We start from the raw sequence: 17,004 nt of genomic DNA on the forward strand, positions 1-17,004 counted from the left end.
CGCTGCGGCAAACGCGGTTCCTGCAGAATGTCACATGTCGGCAACGCGCTGTAGTGCCAAGTCGACATATCGGCGCTGGAAAGGTACCTCGTCCTGATTAGGACTCGATCCGATTTGCGGATCTCAGCCGGGCGAAGCTCCGGGACAGCAGCCGGGACACATGCATCTGGGATACGCCCAGCTCCGCGCTGATCTGTGACTGCGTCAGATTGTTGTAGTAGCGCAGGAGAAGGATCCGCTGTTCGCGCTCGGGAAGCTGCACCAGCAGATGGCGTACGAGGTCGCGGTGCTCGACTCCGGCCAGGGCCGGGTCCTCGTAGCCGAGCCGGTCCAGCAGCCCCGGCAGCCCGTCGCCCTCCTGCGCCGCCTCGAGCGAGGTCGCGTGGTAGGAGCGGCCGGCCTCGATGCAGGCGAGCACGTCCTCCTCGGCGATTTTCAGCCGTTCGGCGATCTCGGCGGTGGTGGGGGTGCGGCCGTTCTGCACCGTCAGATCCTCGGTGGCGCCGTTGACCTGGACCCACAGCTCATGGAGCCGGCGCGGCACGTGGACGGTCCGCACGTTGTCACGGAAGTAACGTTTGATCTCGCCGACGACGGTCGGCATCGCGAACGTCGGGAACTGCACGCCGCGCTCCGGGTCGAACCGGTCGATCGCGTTGATCAGCCCGATCGTGCCGACCTGGATCACGTCCTCCATCGGCTCGTTGCGGCTGCGGAACCGGGCGGCGGCGTAGCGCACCAGCGGCAGGTTCGCCTCGATGAGGGCGGCGCGGACGCGACCGTGCTCCGCCGTTCCCTGCTCGAGCGCGGACAGCTCCTTGAACAGCACCTGGGTCAGGGCGCGCGTGTCCGCACCTCGGCTCTCGCGGGACTTTCCGGCGCCCTCGCCCTGGGGAGGCGGCGCTTCGGACGCAGTACTGGCCGACGCGGTCATGCCACCCCTTCAGGATCTCGCTGCAGGTTCTCGGTCCACTCATCCGGCAAAAGCGGTCATAGCATCACAAGACATGTGCACTGTGTGCAAGCACCGTATATCCCCGTGTTGGCGGCAAGTTGGGGCCATGTGCACCATGCAAAAAGGCCCCCGCCCAAGGAGGCGAGGGGCCCGGAACACGGACGGGTCAGAACTCGTAGTCGGCCATCACCCAGGTGGCGAATTCCCGCCACTGCGCGACGCCCGCCTGATGAGCGGGGTGTTCCAGATACCGCTGCAGAGCCGCCGCGTCGGTGACGGCCGAGTTGATGGCGAAGTCGTAGGCGATGGGCCGGTCCGAGACGTTCCAGCCGCACTCCCAGAACTCCAGCTCGGGGATCAGCCCGCCGAGCTCGCGGAAGGCCTGTACACCGGCGGCCACGCGCGGTTCGTCGCGCTCGACGCCGTCGTTGAGCTTGAACAGGACCAGGTGACGGATCATGCGAAGACTCCTCGGGCGACGCGCGGCCGGTCAGTTCACCAGCGCCGTCATGAACTCGCCGACACCCTTGGCGGCGCTCGATATGCCCTCGAACCCTACCTGGACGAGGTCCGCGGCCCGGTCCGGCGACGTGATGATCGTGTACAGCACGAACACGATGACCACATAGAGCGCGATCTTCTTCGTTTGCGCCATGCCGTGCCCGCTTCCCTCGCCGCGCTGTCCGTCCGTCCTGTCCCCGGTTCGGGGTCGCGAGAGTCTATCCACACAAACGGTCGAAACGACGAGCCGTACGGGACGCCGGCTCCGGCGGCGGGACCGCGAGGTCACTGCGTCGCTGCCCGCTCGCACAGGGCCTCGTCCCGCCCCGCGGACGGGCATCCGGTCCGACCGCGGACCAACGTCCGGCCGGCGACGGCCACTTTGCGACGAGGGCGCGCAAAAGCCGGAGGGCCGCTCGCACTCCGGGGAGTGGGAACGGCCCTCCGGCTGTTCAGCGGTAGCGGTGGGATTTGAACCCACGGAGGAGTTGCCCCCTCACACGCTTTCGAGGCGTGCTCCTTAGGCCGCTCGGACACGCTACCGAGAGAGAGCTTAGCGGACGGGTGGCCGTGCTCCGAAATCGGTATCGATCCGTCCGGTCCGGCGGAAGAAACCGGTGAGCAGTTCCGCGCATTCCTCGGCCAGCACACCGTGGATGACCTCGGGGCGGTGGTTGAGCCGCCGGTCCCGTACGACGTCCCACAGGGAACCGGCCGCGCCCGCCTTCTCGTCGACGGCGCCGTAGACGACCCGCTCGACCCGGGAGAGGACGGCGGCACCCGCGCACATCGTGCAGGGCTCCAGCGTCACGACGAGCGTGCAGCCCGACAGGCGCCACTCGCCCACGGCCACCGCCGCCTCGCGCAGCGCGAGGACCTCGGCGTGCGCCGTCGGGTCGCCGGTCGCCTCTCGCTCGTTGTGACCGCGTCCCAGCACCCCGCCGTCGGGGCCGAGGACGACCGCGCCCACCGGCACGTCCCCCTCCTCCGGGGCGCGCACGGCCTCGGCCAGGGCAAGGCGCATCGGCGCGTGCCACGGGTCGCGCAGGGGGTCGGGGGGCGGGGGCGAGGAGGCGGTCATGGGGACAGTGTCGGTCACGTCCCGGCCCAGCGGCGCTCGCCGGCCGGTGCCGGTGGGCGCCGCGGTGAAGCGGCCGGGGTCAGCGGACCGCTTCGAGGACCTCCCCGCAGCCCAGCATGTCGGCGATCTCGCTCAGCGCGTCACCGCCCGCCAGGGACATCAGTTCCTTGCTCGTCATCCCGAGGTCCTCGAGGACCCCCGAGTCGCCGATCGGGCCGGGCGGCACGGCGTCGTCGTCGGTGGCCGACTCCTCGCCGTCGCTCTCCGGCTCGCCGTCCTCGGTGCCGTCGAGGTCCACCAGGCTGTCGAGATCATCTTCGGGCTCGCGGCCGAGCAGTTCGTCCGTGAGCAGAATCTCGCCGTACGAGCTACGGGCCGCGGCTGCCGCATCCGATACGTAGATGCGGGGGTCCTCCTCGCCGTCCACCCGGACGACGCCGAACCACGCGTCCTCCTGCTCGATGAAGGCGAGCACCGTGTCATCCTCGACCGATGCCCCTCGGGCCAGATCCGTCAGATCGGCCAGGGTTTCCACATCGTCGAGGTCTGTGTCGCTCGCTTCCCACCCGTCTTCGGTGCGCGCGAGCAGTGCGGCGAAGTACACCGTGACTCTCCCACTGGTCAGAGGCGTTTGCCGGGTCCGGCGGGATCAGGAAGCTCTCACCCCTTGGCCCGCCCACTCGGAATCGTGGCAGAAACGAGGCCATCGCGAGAGGTCTTCCGCTGTGCGTCGTGCACCAGTCCTGCAACCGGACGGTGATCCAGGGGCTGCCCGGGCTACCAGCGGAAGGTCCGCATCCGCATCTGCTGGCGCATCCTGGCGACCCGGGCACGCCGCGGCTGCACGCGTTCACGCAGTGCTTTCGCCTCGTTGAGTTCTCGAAGGAATTGGGCGCGTCGCCTGCGCCTCTCCGCGTCGTTCACCGCCAGCGCGGGTTCGCCACTGGGCTGGTTCCGGTCCGGCACGGTTGCCACACCTCCACCGAGCTGGTCTGTTGTCCCGCGCGTCCCTTCGGGCGCTGGCGCCCGTAGGGGCGTATGTGCCCACCTTCCCCCGAACAGGTGGATTGATGCCACCGGGGCCGGCGGCGGCCCGGGGCCGTAGGCGCCATGGGAGGCACCGAACCGCTCGGCTAGTGTCATTGCCATGCGGATCCACGTCGTCGACCACCCGCTGGTGGCCCACAAACTCACCACGCTGCGCGATGAGCGCACCGACTCCCCGACGTTCCGGAGGCTCGCCGACGAACTGGTCACGCTGCTGGCCTACGAGGCGACCCGCGACGTGCGCACCGAGCAGGTCGACGTCACCACCCCCGTGACGGCGACCACCGGTGTGCGGCTGGCCCGCCCGCGTCCGCTGGTCGTGCCGATCCTCCGCGCAGGACTCGGCATGCTCGACGGCATGGTGCGGCTCCTGCCGACCGCCGAGGTCGGATTCCTCGGGATGATCCGGGACGAGGAGACGCTCGAGGCGTCCACGTACGCGACGCGGATGCCGGAGGACCTCTCGGGGCGCCAGGTCTACGTCCTGGACCCGATGCTCGCCACCGGCGGCACGCTCGTCGCGGCCATCAACGAACTGATCGGCCGCGGCGCGGACGACGTCACGGCCCTCTGCCTGCTGGCCGCGCCGGAGGGCGTGGAGTACATGGAGCGGGAGCTGGAGGGGGCGCCGGTCACCGTGGTGACGGCTGCGGTCGACGAACGCCTCAACGAGCAGGGGTACATCGTGCCGGGCCTCGGCGACGCCGGGGACCGCATGTACGGCACGGCCGACTAGCCTCACCCGACGTCGTACAGCGGCTCACCCGCGCGGCCGTCACACGGCCGGCGGGTGGGCGGCCCGGGTGCGGTGGCTCCGGGTCGGCCACCGCCGGGTCAGCACTTCGCGGAGGCCGAGGGCTTCGGTGACGGGCTCGTCAGCGAGACGAGCGCGTCGTCCGCCGCCTTCTTCTCGGCAAGGGCCTTGAACGAGTCGCCGATGATCAGGTCGACGTCCTTGTCGGTGCGCTGGTCGGCCTCGGAGGTGGCCCCGGCGAGCTGCGTGCCGAGGACCTTGGACGGCCCGTCCGCGGCATTCGGCGCGCCCAGCAGTACGCCGGCGCCCTTGACCTTCTTGTCGTAGGCGGCCGGCGCGTTGCCCACCTTGCCGATCTTGAAGCCGCGCTTCTTCAGTTCGTCGGCGGTCTGCTTGGCCAGACCGGAGCGCTTCGTCGCGTTGTAGACGTTCACCGTGATCTCGCCCGGCTCGGGCAGCGCCGCCTTCTGGGCGGCCGGGCGCCTCTCCGGCGTCCCGCAATCCGCCTTGCCCGCCGCGCGTGCCTCGCCGCCGCCTCCGGTGAACACGTCGATGAGCTGCAGCGTCCCCCACCCGGACAATCCGAGGGCCGCGACCGCTCCGATCATGGCGACCACGATCCGGCGGCGGTTACGCGGCCGGCGCATCCGCGGGTACCTGTCCCCCGTGATGCGGTACTTACCGCCCATGCCGGGGGGAGTCAGCATGCTCATGATGCGCAGCGTAGTGCGGCCGGGCCTCTCTGCCTACTAAATGATCAACGCGTGGCGCAGAGCCCAACCCGAAAGGTGCAATGCCGAAGTGAAGGGGGAGCGGCCGTGCCGGGCCGGGCGGTGTCAGCCCAGTTCGAGAACCCGCGCGTGCAGCACCTGACGCTGCTGGAGTGCCGCCCGCACCGCGCGGTGCAGCCCGTCCTCCAGATAGAGGTCACCCTGCCATTTCACGACATGGGCGAAGAGGTCTCCGTAGAACGTCGAGTCCTCGGCCAGCAGGGTCTCCAGATCGAGCTGCTGCTTCGTGGTGACGAGCTGGTCGAGGCGTACCGGACGTGGAGCGACGTCCGCCCACTGGCGGGTGCTCTCCCGGCCGTGGTCCGGGTACGGCCGCCCGTTTCCGATGCGCTTGAAGATCACACGGAAAGCCTACCGGTCTCCGCGCTCCGGGCGCAGCCATGGCGCAGGAGTGGAAAGGCCGCGAAAACGATCAAAACGGGACCGAGCTGTGGCCGGAGGTGAGCGCTCCGCACCCGCCTTCGTGCTGATCACCGCAGGACCGGACGCACAGCGCCGGCCGGTGCGCAGCGGTGGGCCGCTCCGCACCGGCCGGCGTGGTTCCGGGCGTGTCGTCTGGACGCCCGTGGTCCTTGCCCGGTGGCTCCTTGCTCGTGATGCCTACTCCGGTGATGCCTACTGCGTGACGGCTACTCCGTGACGCGCCCGTGCTCGTCGTGCAGCCCGCCGCCGCTTCCGGCGTCGCCCGTGGTGGGCGTGGACGCCACCGGCTCCGTCAGCGAGCCGAGGTCGTGCGCGTACGTGCCGACGGCGTCGGCGATCACATCGATGTTGGTGTCGAAGGCGGCCATGTCGATGTTGGAGAGGTTGTCGCAGGCCGCGTGGTAGCAGACGTCGTACGCGACGCCCGCGTCCCCGCCGAACTTCTTCGCCTGCTCCTCGGTCTTGATGCCCTCGGCGCCGGTGAACGTGCCGCCCGAGGGGATGCCGACGGCGATGAACGGGCCGTAGTCCGAGCGGCCGGTGAAGTCCGTGCCCTCGTGCGGCTTTCCCGTACGGTCGAGGAAGTCGTTGATCTTCTTCTCGATCTGCGCCGAGCCCTCGGGTCCGGGGCCCGCGCCCGTGGCGTCGGAGTCGTCGCCGTCGTAGACGAACTGCCCGTAGTTGGGCGACGCGATCATGTCGAAGTTCAAGTAGAGCGCGATCTGCTTCTGCTGCTGCTCGGTCAGGCGGGCGACGTAGTCCTCGGAGCCGATGAGGCCCAGCTCCTCGGCCGACCACCAGGCGAAGCGGATCTTGTTGGTGGGCTTCTGGTGGGTCTTGGCCAGCTCCAGCGCGACCTCCAGCAGGCCCGCCGAGCCCGAGCCGTTGTCGTTGATGCCGGGGCCCTCGGAGACGGAGTCGAGGTGGGAGCCGAGCATCACCGTGCGGTCGGGGTCGCCGCCGGGAGTCTCGGCGATGACGTTGCGGGTCGTCCGCTTCTCCTGGAGCTCGCGGACCTCGAAGGAGACCGTGACCTCGCCCTTGGCGGCCTCGGCGGCGAGGGCCTGCCCGTCCTTCTGGGTGATGCCGCCGGTGGGTATCTTCCCGGCCTCCGGGTCGCCGATCGTCCCGGACAGCGCGCCCTCGGTGTTGTTGTAGATGATCGCTCCGACCGCGCCCGCGCCGGCGGCCGCCGCCTGCTTCTCGGCGAAGGTGCAGCCGCCGCGCTGGATGAGCGCGATCTTCCCGGTGACGGAGCCGGCGGCGTAGTCCCCGGCCTCGCACCCGGACGTGGCGTCCACCGGCACGGCCGCGACCGGCGCCTTGATGCCGCCCTCCGGGGTGCTCCTGGTGTACGTCATCGCCTCGATCGCGATGTCCTGCGGGGTGGGCGAGACGACGGCCAGCTTCTCGGCGAGGGTCTCGGTGTAGGTGAACTCGAAGGCGTCGTACGAGACGTCGTACCCGGCCTTCTGGAGCTGCCGGTACACGTACGCGGCGGAGGCGTCGTGCCCGAGGGATCCGGCGGCCCGGTGGCCCTCGGTCGAGTCGGCGATGGCCTGGAATCTCTTGAGGTGCTGGTGCGCGTCCTTGGCCGAGGATCTCGCCACCAGCTTGCGCGCCAGCTTCTCCGCCGCCTTCTCCGCCTTCTTCGCGGGGGCGCCGGTGCCGCGCGCGGCCGTGGCCGGGGACGCGGAGGCGAGAAGCAGCGGGGCGGTGAGCGCGGCGGCGGCCAGGGCGGCTATCGCGCGGCGCGGGTGTCGTATGTCCACAGGAGTCCTTCGGGCAGGCGGTCGGGACGGGTGTCCGGGTCGCGGGAGCGAGCGTCCGCGCAACGGACGTGATGGAAGGGAAAACTAGCGAGCGGTGGGGCTAGGGGGAACGTATGCGGCGAGGACGAGTTGTGCCTCCGGACATTTCGCGCCAGTCGGGTCCCGCGGGCAGCGGTGACGGCCGGGAGGACCGGGCCGGTACGGGGCAGGTGCGCGGCACGCGCCGCTCGGCCGGGCGGGGGTGCGGAAACGGCCGGAAGAGCGGGGTGCGGAAACGGCCGGAAGAGCGAGGTGGGGGGACGGCGGATGAGCGGGTTGGGGGAACGGCCGGAAGAGCGGGGTGGGGAAACGTCCGGAAGAGCGAGGTGGGGGGGACGGCGGATGAGCGGGGTGGGGGAACGGCCGGGGGAGTGCGGTCGCGCGGATGCTCGTTCCGCCCGGCGTCACGCCTCCGGTGCCTCGTCCCGCCCGGTGAGGCGGCCCGATCCCCGCGCGCTCAGTCCATCCACGCCTCGTAGGACATGACGTCCCCCGCCTTCAGGCGGTACGCGCGCTGGTCGCGGGTGGTGGTCAGTTCGATGCCGAGGACCCGGCCCGTGTCCGGGGCGAGAACGACCATGTAGCGGACGCCTTTCGCCCCGTGCACGTACGCCTGGCCCTGGCGGCCGAGGCGGTCGGTGACGGCTCCGGCCGGGCGCAGCCCCTTCGTCTCCGACAGCAGCGTGGCGATGGCGGCGTTCTCCCGCGGGCCGGGTGTCCACTCGTTGAGGAGCGCGGAGAGGCCGTCGAGCGTCGAGGCCGTGGTCCCGTGGGCGCCGTAGATCTCCTTGAGGTGGTCGCGCAGGGCGTCCGGATCGTGCGGCGGCCGGAAGCCGCCGATCCCGGTCCCGGCCGGGTAGGTCTCCCGTTCCAGCACCTTGCCGTCCTCGACCGTACGGACAGTGCCGCCCGAGTCGTCGATCACGCGGCGGCCGGGATGGCGCGGATCGGTGGCCACGACGAGCGACCAGCCGCTCCCGTCCGGCTTCCAGTGGGTGAAGTGCTCCTGGGGGAGCGTGACGGGCGGCCGGGCGCCGGGGCCCTCCTCCAGGCTCATGGCCCACATCTGCAGATGGCTGCCCCGCTTCGGGCCCTCCGTGCTGTCCGCCGACGAGGCCCGGGCCCTGCGCGCCACGTCGTCCAGCGGTACGGACACCGAGCCGAGCCGCGGGTGCAGCGCGGCGGGGGCGGCGACGGCCGGCGGGCTCCCGGACCCGGAGAGCGTCACCACGAGGGTGACGACGACCGTCAGCGCCGTGGCGGCGACGGGCAGGAGCACCCTCCGTACGCGGCGTGTGCGGCGTCCGCGGTGCAGCAGCCGGTTCAGGCCGCGTTCCGCGGCGGCGTCCAACGGCCGGTCCCGCCAGGGGCCTTCGTCCGCCCGTACGGGGTCGGCCTGCCGCAGCAGCTCCAGTTCGTCGGTCATTCCCGCCCCCTCCGGCTCTCGCTCGCCCCGGTGGCCCCGTTCGGCGCCGGGCTCGTCGTCACGGTCATCCGCATCGAGTCGATCCGTTCCCGCAGCCGCCCGCGGGCGCGGTGCAGGCGCATGGCCGCCGCGCTCCGGCTGCAGCGCAGGGCGACCGCCAGTTCGTCGACGGTCAGCTCCTCCCAGCTCGACAGTCGCAGCACCTCCTGGTCCGCGGGCGAGAGGCGGGCCAGGGCCTCGTGCACCCAGGAGCCGGGACGCTCGGTGTCGGGGCTGCGCACGATGTGCGCAGCGTGCGCGGCCTGGTGGTCGCCGATCCTGCGGAGCAGACGGCGGTAACGCCCCTGCCCGCGCACGGTGTTGGCGAGGCAGTTGCGGGCCACGCCGTAGAGCCAGGGCAGCACGGACTCCGGGACGTCGGCGCGGCGCCGCCAGGCGACGGAGAAGACCTCGGAGACCACTTCCTCGACCTCGTGGGGCGGGCCGTCCAGGCGGCGCGCGACATACCGGCTCACCGCCCAGTAGTGCTCGCGGTAGGCGTCCGCGAAGGCCTCGTCCGTGCTCATGACCGCTTGGTGTCCGGCACGGCGCCCTGCATCACACCGCACCGCTGTGATGTTCTCCGCGTGACGTTCCGGCGGGCGCCCGGACATCTACGGGGCATGAGGCTCACGCACGCTCGCCCCTCCCGTGTGGTGGGGTGGCTGACGACCACCGACCACAAGACGATCGGCACGCTGTACCTGGTCACGTCGTTCACGTTCTTCTGCTTCGGAGGGATCCTGGCGCTGTTCATGCGCGCCGAACTGGCCCGTCCCGGCACGCAGATCATGTCGAACGAGCAGTTCAACCAGGCGTTCACGATGCACGGCACGATCATGCTGCTGATGTTCGCGACGCCGCTGTTCGCCGGTTTCGCGAACTGGATCATGCCGCTGCAGATCGGTGCCCCGGATGTCGCCTTTCCCCGGCTCAACATGCTGGCGTACTGGTTCTATCTCTTCGGTTCGCTGATCGCGGTCGGTGGTTTTCTCACTCCGCAAGGTGCCGCGGATTTTGGCTGGTTCGCGTATGCGCCGCTCTCGGACTCCGTGCGGTCGCCGGGTGCCGGCGCCGATCTGTGGATCATGGGTCTCGCTCTGTCCGGATTCGGCACCATCCTCGGCGCGGTCAATTTCATCACCACCATCATCTGCATGCGCGCCCCGGGCATGACGATGTTCCGGATGCCGATCTTCACGTGGAACGTCCTTCTCACCGGCGTCCTCGTGCTGCTGGCCTTTCCGGTGCTCGCCGCGGCGCTCTTCGCCCTGGAGGCGGACCGCAAGTTCGGGGCGCACATCTTCGACGCGGCGAACGGCGGGGCGCTGCTCTGGCAGCACCTCTTCTGGTTCTTCGGCCATCCCGAGGTCTACATCGTCGCGCTGCCGTTCTTCGGCATCATCTCCGAGGTCATACCGGTCTTCTCGCGCAAGCCGGTCTTCGGCTACATCGGGCTGATCACGGCGACGATCGCCATCGCGGGCCTTTCGGTGACGGTGTGGGCGCACCACATGTACGTCACGGGCGGGGTGCTGCTGCCCTTCTTCTCGTTCATGACCTTCCTCATCGCCGTCCCGACGGGCGTGAAGTTCTTCAACTGGATCGGCACGATGTGGAAGGGCAGTCTCAGTTTCGAGACCCCGATGCTGTGGTCCGTCGGCTTTCTGGTCACCTTCCTCTTCGGCGGACTGACCGGGGTCGTCCTGGCCTCGCCGCCGCTGGACTTCCACGTCTCGGACTCGTACTTCGTCGTCGCACACTTCCACTACGTCCTGTTCGGGACCGTGGTCTTCGCGATGTTCGCCGGATTCCACTTCTGGTGGCCGAAGTTCACGGGGAAGCGGCTCGACGAGCGCCTCGGGAAGATCACGTTCTGGACGCTGTTCATCGGCTTCCACGGCACCTTCCTCGTGCAGCACTGGCTGGGCGCGGAAGGCATGCTGCGGCGGATCCCCGACTACCTGGCGGCCGACGGATTCACCACGCTCAACACCGTCTCGTCGATCTTCTCGTTCCTGCTCGGCCTCTCGATCCTGCCGTTCCTCTACAACGTCTGGAAGACGGCCCGGTACGGGACGCCGGTGGAGACCGACGACCCGTGGGGCTACGGCCGCTCGCTGGAGTGGGCGACCTCCTGCCCGCCGCCGCGCCACAACTTCCGCTCCCTGCCCAGGATCCGGTCCGAGTCCCCGGCCTTCGACCTGCACCACCCGGACAACGCGCCGCCGGCGGCCACGGGACCGGCCGAGCGGGACGAGCAGAAGGGCGCGCTCGTATGAACACCCCAGGCATGAACACCTCGGACATGAACTCCTCGGACATGAACTCCTCCGATACGGGCACGTCCGAGGCCATCAACGCGATCGAGGGCTTTCTGCTCCTGGAGGCGGAACGGAGCGCCGCCTGTGCCCGGGCCCGTATGTTCTCCTCGGGGCTGCCCTGGCTGACCGACTCCCAGCGCGAGGAGGTCGAGCGGCACTACGCCGACGACCGGCTGACCGTGTCGAAGGCGTACCTGGAGCGGGTGGCGGCACGGAGCGCCGAACTGCGCGCGGAGTACGAGGCGGTGTACCGGATGCTGCGGCGCCGCCTGGTCGCGGCGTTCGTGGTCTGCGCGGCGCTGATGGCGGCGGTGGCGACCGTGGTGGGGGCGGGACCGGCGGGGACCTGAGCGGCGGGCGGTCGTCCACGTTCGCGCCCGCGGCGGCGAGCTGCGCGAGCCCGAGCCGCGGGCGATCCGCCACGGAGGGCAGGGCCGCGGGGCGGGCGCCGGATCAGGACGGCGACTGCAGGGCGTGCTCGCCGAGCCGCTCGATGTCCCTTACGAGAAGCCGCCGTTGACGCTTCTGGCTGGAGGCGAGGATGCCCATCGTCTCCAGCTTCCGCATGTGCCGCACGACGGACTCGCGGCTGATCCCGCACCATCCCGCGAGCTCCAGCTGGGTGAAGCCGGTGAGCTCGATGCCCTCCTCCGTGGCCACGCCCTCGGCGTTGGCCAGCCGGAAGAGCAGGCGGCTGAGGCGTAACTCGGTGGCGGCGACGGCGAGGTCGGCCTGGCACTGGTCGGCCTCCCGCAAGCGTTCGATCATGACGACGAGCAGATGCTTCATCAGGCTGGGGTGCGAGCTGAGCAGCGTCTGGAACGTCGTACGGGCGACCACGTGCAGCCCGAGCGTCGTCACGGCGGTCACGGTCGCGCTGCGCCGCCCGCGCCGGATCGCGGCCATCTCCCCGATGATGTCGCCCGCCTGACGGAGCGCCAGATAGGTGCCGGTGCCGTCCTGATGGCTGGCGACCACCCGGCACTTCCCTTCCGTGATGACACCGGCCCACCCGCTGTCGTCGTCGGTCTCGGAGAAGATCCTGTCGCCGGCGCGGAAGCGGCGGCTGCGCCCGGACTTCATCAGTTCCGCGCGCTCGGAGTCGCTGAGGATGTCCCAGAACCTTACGGGTGGCATGGGGAAAGTCTGTCCGGGAGAAGTCCGCTAATGCGTCAAATGACGCTTGTCGTCTGAACTTGAGCTGTTCTGATACTGCGAACTGTTGAAGATTGCAGTTCCAGGAGACGCTCGTGACCGAACGACCAGAACAAGAATCCGAACGGCCCTCGCACAGACCGGACTTCGGTACCGGCGACGGGGGCCACGGCATCAATGTGCAGGGCGGCCGGGACGTGACGTTCGGCGACCACGCACGCATCGCCGGCCGGGACATCAACATCCAGGAGATCAAGCAGACCGTCCGCAAACACCCCGTGATGTCCGTCGCCGTGCTGGCGGCCATGGCGGCCGTCCTCTACGGAGGCGGCTCCGTCGTCTTCTCCGACGACGCCGGCGAGGTCGACCTCTCCGTGGTGGAGGAGAGCGGCACCACGGGCGCGATCCACACGGTCGAACAGATCCGCAAGGCCGAGAAGATCGGTGACGGGGACGCCTGGTGCGCGCTCGTCGCCCCCAGCGCCGCCGGCTGCGCCGAGTCGATGAAGGGCGAATTCGCGCGCAGGTCCCCGTCGTACCGGGAAGGCGTCGACCGGGTCGAGATCGGCAAGGCGGAGAAAACGGAGGCGGGCACGGCGGTCACGCTGAGCTGGGAGGGCGCGAAGCAGGGCACGGTGCCGCTCGTCTGGTCCGGCGACCGCTGGCAGATGAACGCGACCGATTTCGCCTTCGTCAAGCTGGCGGGCGGGGTCTTCCTCTCCTTGGTCGACTCCAAATCGGGGCAGCTGAAGGTCGGCGGAATCCCGGTGCCGTCATGAGCCGCCCGGACGCCTTCCGTACCCCCGACGCCTCGTCGGGGGGCTTTCGTTCCGCGGACGCCTCCCCGGGGGCCTTCCGTTCCGCGCACGCCTCCCGTACTCCGGAGCCCTTCCGTTCCCCGGACGCACCGCGCCCGCCGGAGCCCGTTCCCGCGGTCTTCCGCGGCATGCCGGCGCCGCAGCACGTGACGGTGCTCGTGGCGGACGTCGAAGCGTTCTCCTCGCGCCCCGACACCGAGCAGATGCGGACCCGCGAAGCCCTCTACGAGGAGTTCCGCGCGGCCTTCGGCGACGAGTACTGGGCGTCGTGCTGGCGCGAGGACCGTGGTGACGGCCTGCTCGTCGTCGTTCCGCCGGGCATCCCCAAGGCGGTCGTGCTGGGCCACTTCCTGCCCCGGCTCGAACGGGCCCTGGAGAACCGGCGCCGCGGCGACCCGCTCCTGCGCATCCGTATCGCCGTGCACGCGGGGGACGTTCACTTCGACGAGCACGGGCTCGGCGGCCACGCGGTCAACCAGACGTTCCGGCTCTGCGACAGCGCACCCCTCCGGGCCGCGATACGCACCGCGCGCAGCGACACTGCGCTCCTGGTCTCGGACGCGATCCACGACAACGTCGTACGGGGCGGCTACGACTCCATCGCCGCAGCCTCGTTCCACGCCGTGGACGTCAGCGTCAAGGAGACGAGGACCCGGGCCTGGCTGCACGTGGCCGGGGACGACGAAGCAGCCGTGCGCGTCGCACGGGAGACGGCAGCGGCGGCCGCGCGGGGGTCGGCCGCGGAGGACGGCTCAGGCGGGCGCGGGCGCGAACGGGGACGGGAACGCGAACCCGGTGAGGCCGCCGGCGGCCAGGCCGCCGGGCATGAGGCCGATGGCGACGGCCGTGACCGCGACCCAGCGGCGGGGCCGTCCACCGGCGGCGTCTCCGTGCACGCGGGCGGCGATCTGCTGATCGAGAGCGACAGCATGATCGCCGGCCGGGACATCACCGTGGGGGACACGGGGCCGGGACGGCGCCGCTCCCGGTGGAGGCGCTCCTGACGCGTACGCGGCCGGTACGCCCGGCCCGCGCACAGGGGAGTGCGCGAACGCAGCGGTAACCAGGGGAATGTCAGGGGAATTCCAGGGGAATTCCAGGGGGAAGGGGTACGTCCCGTGGCTCGACGACATGGGGTATTCATCGCGGCCGCAGCGGCCGCAGGATTGATGGTCGCCGCGGTCGGCTGTGAAAAAGTCGCCGGACCGTCGTCCAAGGCGGAGGTCTGCAAAGGGTTCGAGGAACTCGGCACCCAACTCCTGCAGGGCAACGGCGTCATCGGCAATCCGCTGTTCCACAAGGCGGACGATCTGGGGGACCTGGCCGAGAGCTACGAGGGCACGGCCGATCTCTCCCAGGATGCGAACCGCCTGCACGAGATCGCCGATTCGGATTCCACAAGCGGCTCCGAACTCGAGGGAGCGACCCGGCAAGTGGCCGCTCTCTGCGGTCATCCGCTCGGTCTCGGCACGGGATTCGGCAGCCCGTAGAAGACCGGCACCACCGCACTCGCGTCACTGCGTCCGCATCACTGCGTCCGCATCACCGTGTCCTGACCACTGCGTTCGCACCGACTGCGCACGCATTCAACATGTGCCGCCCGTCGCGGCCGTCACCACTGGAGGTGTTCCATGAACTGGAGTGTGTACGAGGTCTTCTCCGTCATTTCCGGGATCGTGCTGATCGTGTGCGGCATCGCCTTCCCCGAACTCTCCTTCAAGGACCGGACCTGGTCGGTCCTCGGAGGAATCTTCTTCGTCGGCTACGGCTTCTACGTCGCCAACCAGAGCAGTGGCACCTGGGAATTCCCGGTCGTCATCTTCGTCATCCCGTTCGGCGCGGTGCTGTACCTGCTCGTCGCCAGATACCTGCGGGACGAGCCCTCCGGCTCCGGACCGGGCACCGCCGGGCCACGGCAGCGGGATCTCGCCTCGCGGGACGACTGAGACCCGGCCACCCACGCGGGAGGTACGTACGCAAGGGGTCCCGGCGCATACGAGCCGGGGCCCCTCCGCGCGTCCCGCGCCACGCCCCCGTACGGCTGTGCCCCAGGGCGTACGGCGTGTCCGCGGTTGCGGCGCCCCGATGCACGTCCAAGCATGGCCGTAGCGGACGACCGCGGTGCGCTGCGGTGAGCGGAGCCGCGAGCTGCGGTGAGCTGCGGCGCGCGGAGCCGCGGACACGGGACTTCGGGCTGGAGGAGACCGGCATGGCCGACGACGAACGGTCGCTGCACTGCCTGGTCACCGGCGCCACCGGCTACATCGGCGGCCGACTGGTCCCCGAGCTGCTGGCCGCGGGCCACACCGTCCGCTGCCTGGCCCGCTCACCCGTCAAGCTGCGCGACCACCCCTGGTCCGGCGAGGCGGACACCGCCCGCGGCGACGTGACGGACGAGGAGTCCGTCCGCGCGGCAATGCAGGGCGTCGACGTCGCGTACTACCTGGTGCACGCCCTCGGCACCGGCTCGGACTTCGAGGAGACCGACCGGCGCGCGGCCCGCATCTTCGGCGAGCAGGCGCGTGCCGCGGGCGTACGGCGGATCGTCTACCTCGGCGGGCTGGCCCCGACCGGGGTGCCGGAGCGCGAACTGTCGCCGCATCTGCGGTCCCGCGCCGAGGTGGGCCGCATCCTGCTGGACTCCGGCGTGCCGACCGCCGTGCTGAGAGCGGCCGTGATCATCGGCTCCGGCTCGGCCTCGTTCGAGATGCTGCGCTACCTGACCGAACGGCTGCCGATGATGATCACCCCGAGCTGGGTTCGCACCCGTACGCAGCCGATCGCCATCCGCGACGTGCTGCGCCTGCTCGTGGCCTGCGCCCGCCTGCCGCACGAGGTGAACCGTACGTTCGACATCGGCGGCCCGGACGTCGTCACCTACCGCGACATGATGCAGCGCTACGCCGCGCTCGCCGGTCTGCCGCGGCGGCTCATCCTCCCCGTCCAGGTCCTCACGCCCCGGCTGTCCAGCCTCTGGGTGGGCCTGGTCACCCCCGTCCCGAACGCCACGGCCCGCCCGCTGGTGGAGTCGCTGCGGCACGAAGTGGTGCGCACGGAGACGGACATCGAGCGCTGGGCACCGGCCCCGCCCGAGGGGTATCTGGGCCTGGACCGGGCGATCGAACTGGCCCTGAAGCGCGTAAGGGACGCCGACGTGGCCACCCGCTGGTCGTCCGCAACCGCACCCCGCGGACCGAGCGACCCGCTGTCGACGGACCCGGACTGGTCCGGAGGATCCCTCTACACGGACCGCCGCGAACGCGCCGTCCAGGCGCCTGCCGAAGCGCTGTGGCGAGTGGTGGAGGGGATCGGCGGCGAGAACGGCTGGTACTCCTCCCCGCTGGCATGGTCGCTACGGGGCTGGCTGGACACACTGGTCGGCGGCGTCGGCCTGCGCCGCGGCCGCCGTGACGCGACCCGGCTGCGCGTCGGCGACTGCCTCGACTTCTGGCGGGTGGAGGAGATCGAGCCCGGCAGGCTTCTGAGGCTCCGGGCGGAGATGCGGCTGCCGGGACTGGCGTGGCTGGAGATGAGCGTCGAGGCACGGGACGACGGCAATGCGGTCTACCGCCAGCGGGCCCTCTTCCACCCGCACGGGCTGGCGGGCCACGCGTACTGGTGGGGCGTATCCCCTTTCCACGCCGCGGTGTTCGGCGGGATGGCCCGCAACATCGCGGCGGCGGCGGAGACGCGGGCGGCCGAGGGGGAGCCGGCGGACACGGCGGCGGGCGGAAGCGCAGGCGCGGGGGCGCGGGCGGGCCGGCCGCGATGACCGGTCCGCGCTGAACCGGCCCACAGGGACCCGGCCGCATCGCCGCGATCCGTATCCGCACCGGACAGAACAACTGGCATACGTCGCCTGCGCGTTGGCGTTCACAC

20 protein-coding genes and 1 tRNA gene are annotated in these 17,004 nt (G+C 70.6%); 8 read left to right on the forward strand and 13 right to left on the reverse strand.

From position 1 onward, the window contains the following. Window positions 1-97 precede the first annotated feature (97 nt). The 7 genes from ABZ822_RS07975 to ABZ822_RS08005 form a co-directional block, all read right to left on the reverse strand. Window positions 98-934, reverse strand: coding sequence for an RNA polymerase sigma factor SigF (locus tag ABZ822_RS07975; RefSeq protein ID WP_360848553.1), 837 nt, complete (start codon window positions 932-934; stop codon window positions 98-100). A 187-nt stretch (window positions 935-1,121) separates the two neighbouring features. Then, window positions 1,122-1,415: a Dabb family protein gene (locus tag ABZ822_RS07980; RefSeq protein WP_360848556.1), complete on the reverse strand. Its 294-nt coding sequence runs from the start codon at window positions 1,413-1,415 to the stop codon at window positions 1,122-1,124. A 30-nt stretch (window positions 1,416-1,445) separates the two neighbouring features. Next, window positions 1,446-1,610: a hypothetical protein gene (locus ABZ822_RS07985; protein ID WP_360848559.1), complete on the reverse strand. Its 165-nt coding sequence runs from the start codon at window positions 1,608-1,610 to the stop codon at window positions 1,446-1,448. A gap of 302 nt (window positions 1,611-1,912) precedes the next feature. Then, window positions 1,913-1,999: transfer RNA gene (locus tag ABZ822_RS07990), tRNA-Ser, on the reverse strand. Window positions 2,000-2,009: 10 nt separating this feature from the next. Then, on the reverse strand, window positions 2,010-2,537 hold the full coding sequence (gene tadA, locus ABZ822_RS07995; RefSeq protein ID WP_360848562.1) for a tRNA adenosine(34) deaminase TadA: 528 nt from the start codon (window positions 2,535-2,537) through the stop codon (window positions 2,010-2,012). Window positions 2,538-2,616: 79 nt separating this feature from the next. Next, window positions 2,617-3,141, reverse strand: a complete 525-nt coding sequence (locus ABZ822_RS08000) for a hypothetical protein (RefSeq protein WP_360848565.1) — start codon at window positions 3,139-3,141, stop codon at window positions 2,617-2,619. Window positions 3,142-3,314: 173 nt separating this feature from the next. Beyond that, a complete protein-coding gene (locus ABZ822_RS08005; RefSeq protein ID WP_360848568.1) occupies window positions 3,315-3,512 on the reverse strand; it encodes a hypothetical protein in 198 nt (65 codons plus the stop codon). 172 nt (window positions 3,513-3,684) lie between these two features. On the opposite strand from ABZ822_RS08005, the gene upp reads away from it, so the two are divergent. Continuing rightward, window positions 3,685-4,320, forward strand: a complete 636-nt coding sequence (upp, locus tag ABZ822_RS08010) for a uracil phosphoribosyltransferase (RefSeq protein ID WP_360848571.1) — start codon at window positions 3,685-3,687, stop codon at window positions 4,318-4,320. Between the two features lie 98 nt (window positions 4,321-4,418). Here the strand turns inward: upp and ABZ822_RS08015 are convergent, their stop codons facing one another. The 5 genes from ABZ822_RS08015 to ABZ822_RS08035 form a co-directional block, all read right to left on the reverse strand. After that, window positions 4,419-5,051, reverse strand: a complete 633-nt coding sequence (locus ABZ822_RS08015) for a LytR C-terminal domain-containing protein (protein WP_360848574.1) — start codon at window positions 5,049-5,051, stop codon at window positions 4,419-4,421. 123 nt (window positions 5,052-5,174) lie between these two features. Next, the gene (locus ABZ822_RS08020; RefSeq protein WP_003986294.1) at window positions 5,175-5,471 is read right to left on the reverse strand and encodes a type II toxin-antitoxin system VapB family antitoxin; all 297 of its coding nucleotides are present in this window, start codon (window positions 5,469-5,471) and stop codon (window positions 5,175-5,177) included. A gap of 287 nt (window positions 5,472-5,758) precedes the next feature. After that, window positions 5,759-7,297 (reverse strand): M28 family metallopeptidase, encoded by a 1,539-nt coding sequence (locus tag ABZ822_RS08025; protein ID WP_360848869.1) that lies wholly within the window; start codon window positions 7,295-7,297, stop codon window positions 5,759-5,761. Window positions 7,298-7,820: 523 nt separating this feature from the next. Next, complete coding sequence (locus ABZ822_RS08030) at window positions 7,821-8,789, reverse strand: CU044_5270 family protein (RefSeq protein WP_360848578.1); 969 nt, start codon at window positions 8,787-8,789, stop codon at window positions 7,821-7,823. Further along, window positions 8,786-9,355: a sigma-70 family RNA polymerase sigma factor gene (locus ABZ822_RS08035; protein ID WP_360848581.1), complete on the reverse strand. Its 570-nt coding sequence runs from the start codon at window positions 9,353-9,355 to the stop codon at window positions 8,786-8,788. The genes ABZ822_RS08030 and ABZ822_RS08035 overlap by 4 nt, the downstream gene beginning before the upstream one ends. Before the next feature lie 96 nt (window positions 9,356-9,451). On the opposite strand from ABZ822_RS08035, the gene ctaD reads away from it, so the two are divergent. After that, window positions 9,452-11,110, forward strand: a complete 1,659-nt coding sequence (ctaD, locus tag ABZ822_RS08040) for a cytochrome c oxidase subunit I (RefSeq protein WP_360848584.1) — start codon at window positions 9,452-9,454, stop codon at window positions 11,108-11,110. Next, window positions 11,107-11,502 (forward strand): hypothetical protein, encoded by a 396-nt coding sequence (locus ABZ822_RS08045; RefSeq protein ID WP_360848587.1) that lies wholly within the window; start codon window positions 11,107-11,109, stop codon window positions 11,500-11,502. The genes ctaD and ABZ822_RS08045 overlap by 4 nt, the downstream gene beginning before the upstream one ends. Window positions 11,503-11,605: 103 nt before the next feature. Here the strand turns inward: ABZ822_RS08045 and ABZ822_RS08050 are convergent, their stop codons facing one another. Beyond that, complete coding sequence (locus ABZ822_RS08050; RefSeq protein WP_360848590.1) at window positions 11,606-12,289, reverse strand: cyclic nucleotide-binding domain-containing protein; 684 nt, start codon at window positions 12,287-12,289, stop codon at window positions 11,606-11,608. 113 nt (window positions 12,290-12,402) lie between these two features. Here ABZ822_RS08050 and ABZ822_RS08055 point away from each other — a divergent pair, with 113 nt between their 5' ends. From ABZ822_RS08055 to ABZ822_RS08075, 5 genes are all read left to right on the forward strand, one after another. Further along, on the forward strand, window positions 12,403-13,086 hold the full coding sequence (locus ABZ822_RS08055; RefSeq protein ID WP_360848593.1) for a hypothetical protein: 684 nt from the start codon (window positions 12,403-12,405) through the stop codon (window positions 13,084-13,086). A gap of 167 nt (window positions 13,087-13,253) precedes the next feature. Further along, window positions 13,254-14,129, forward strand: a complete 876-nt coding sequence (locus ABZ822_RS08060) for an adenylate/guanylate cyclase (RefSeq protein ID WP_360848596.1) — start codon at window positions 13,254-13,256, stop codon at window positions 14,127-14,129. Window positions 14,130-14,243: 114 nt separating this feature from the next. Beyond that, the gene (locus ABZ822_RS08065; protein ID WP_360848599.1) at window positions 14,244-14,615 is read left to right on the forward strand and encodes a molybdenum ABC transporter substrate-binding protein; all 372 of its coding nucleotides are present in this window, start codon (window positions 14,244-14,246) and stop codon (window positions 14,613-14,615) included. A gap of 141 nt (window positions 14,616-14,756) precedes the next feature. Beyond that, window positions 14,757-15,071 (forward strand): hypothetical protein, encoded by a 315-nt coding sequence (locus ABZ822_RS08070; RefSeq protein WP_360848602.1) that lies wholly within the window; start codon window positions 14,757-14,759, stop codon window positions 15,069-15,071. A 263-nt stretch (window positions 15,072-15,334) separates the two neighbouring features. Next, window positions 15,335-16,897, forward strand: coding sequence for an SDR family oxidoreductase (locus ABZ822_RS08075; protein ID WP_360848872.1), 1,563 nt, complete (start codon window positions 15,335-15,337; stop codon window positions 16,895-16,897). Window positions 16,898-17,004: the final 107 nt, after the last annotated feature.

The sequence above is a fragment of the Streptomyces sp. NPDC047108 genome (genome assembly GCF_040643575.1).
Classification (GTDB): domain Bacteria; phylum Actinomycetota; class Actinomycetes; order Streptomycetales; family Streptomycetaceae; genus Streptomyces.

Coding starts and splice junctions, on each gene's coding strand:
- ABZ822_RS08030 (WP_360848578.1), bottom strand. CDS start 8,789: ATGACCGACGAACTGGAGCTGCTGCGGCAGGCCGACCCCGTACGGGCG.
- ABZ822_RS07985 (WP_360848559.1), bottom strand. CDS start 1,610: ATGGCGCAAACGAAGAAGATCGCGCTCTATGTGGTCATCGTGTTCGTG.
- ABZ822_RS08045 (WP_360848587.1), top strand. CDS start 11,107: ATGAACACCCCAGGCATGAACACCTCGGACATGAACTCCTCGGACATG.
- ABZ822_RS07980 (WP_360848556.1), bottom strand. CDS start 1,415: ATGATCCGTCACCTGGTCCTGTTCAAGCTCAACGACGGCGTCGAGCGC.
- tadA (WP_360848562.1), bottom strand. CDS start 2,537: ATGACCGCCTCCTCGCCCCCGCCCCCCGACCCCCTGCGCGACCCGTGG.
- ABZ822_RS08075 (WP_360848872.1), top strand. CDS start 15,335: ATGGCCGACGACGAACGGTCGCTGCACTGCCTGGTCACCGGCGCCACC.
- ABZ822_RS08070 (WP_360848602.1), top strand. CDS start 14,757: ATGAACTGGAGTGTGTACGAGGTCTTCTCCGTCATTTCCGGGATCGTG.
- upp (WP_360848571.1), top strand. CDS start 3,685: ATGCGGATCCACGTCGTCGACCACCCGCTGGTGGCCCACAAACTCACC.
- ctaD (WP_360848584.1), top strand. CDS start 9,452: ATGAGGCTCACGCACGCTCGCCCCTCCCGTGTGGTGGGGTGGCTGACG.
- ABZ822_RS07975 (WP_360848553.1), bottom strand. CDS start 934: ATGACCGCGTCGGCCAGTACTGCGTCCGAAGCGCCGCCTCCCCAGGGC.
- ABZ822_RS08060 (WP_360848596.1), top strand. CDS start 13,254: ATGCCGGCGCCGCAGCACGTGACGGTGCTCGTGGCGGACGTCGAAGCG.
- ABZ822_RS08035 (WP_360848581.1), bottom strand. CDS start 9,355: ATGAGCACGGACGAGGCCTTCGCGGACGCCTACCGCGAGCACTACTGG.
- ABZ822_RS08050 (WP_360848590.1), bottom strand. CDS start 12,289: ATGCCACCCGTAAGGTTCTGGGACATCCTCAGCGACTCCGAGCGCGCG.
- ABZ822_RS08015 (WP_360848574.1), bottom strand. CDS start 5,051: ATGAGCATGCTGACTCCCCCCGGCATGGGCGGTAAGTACCGCATCACG.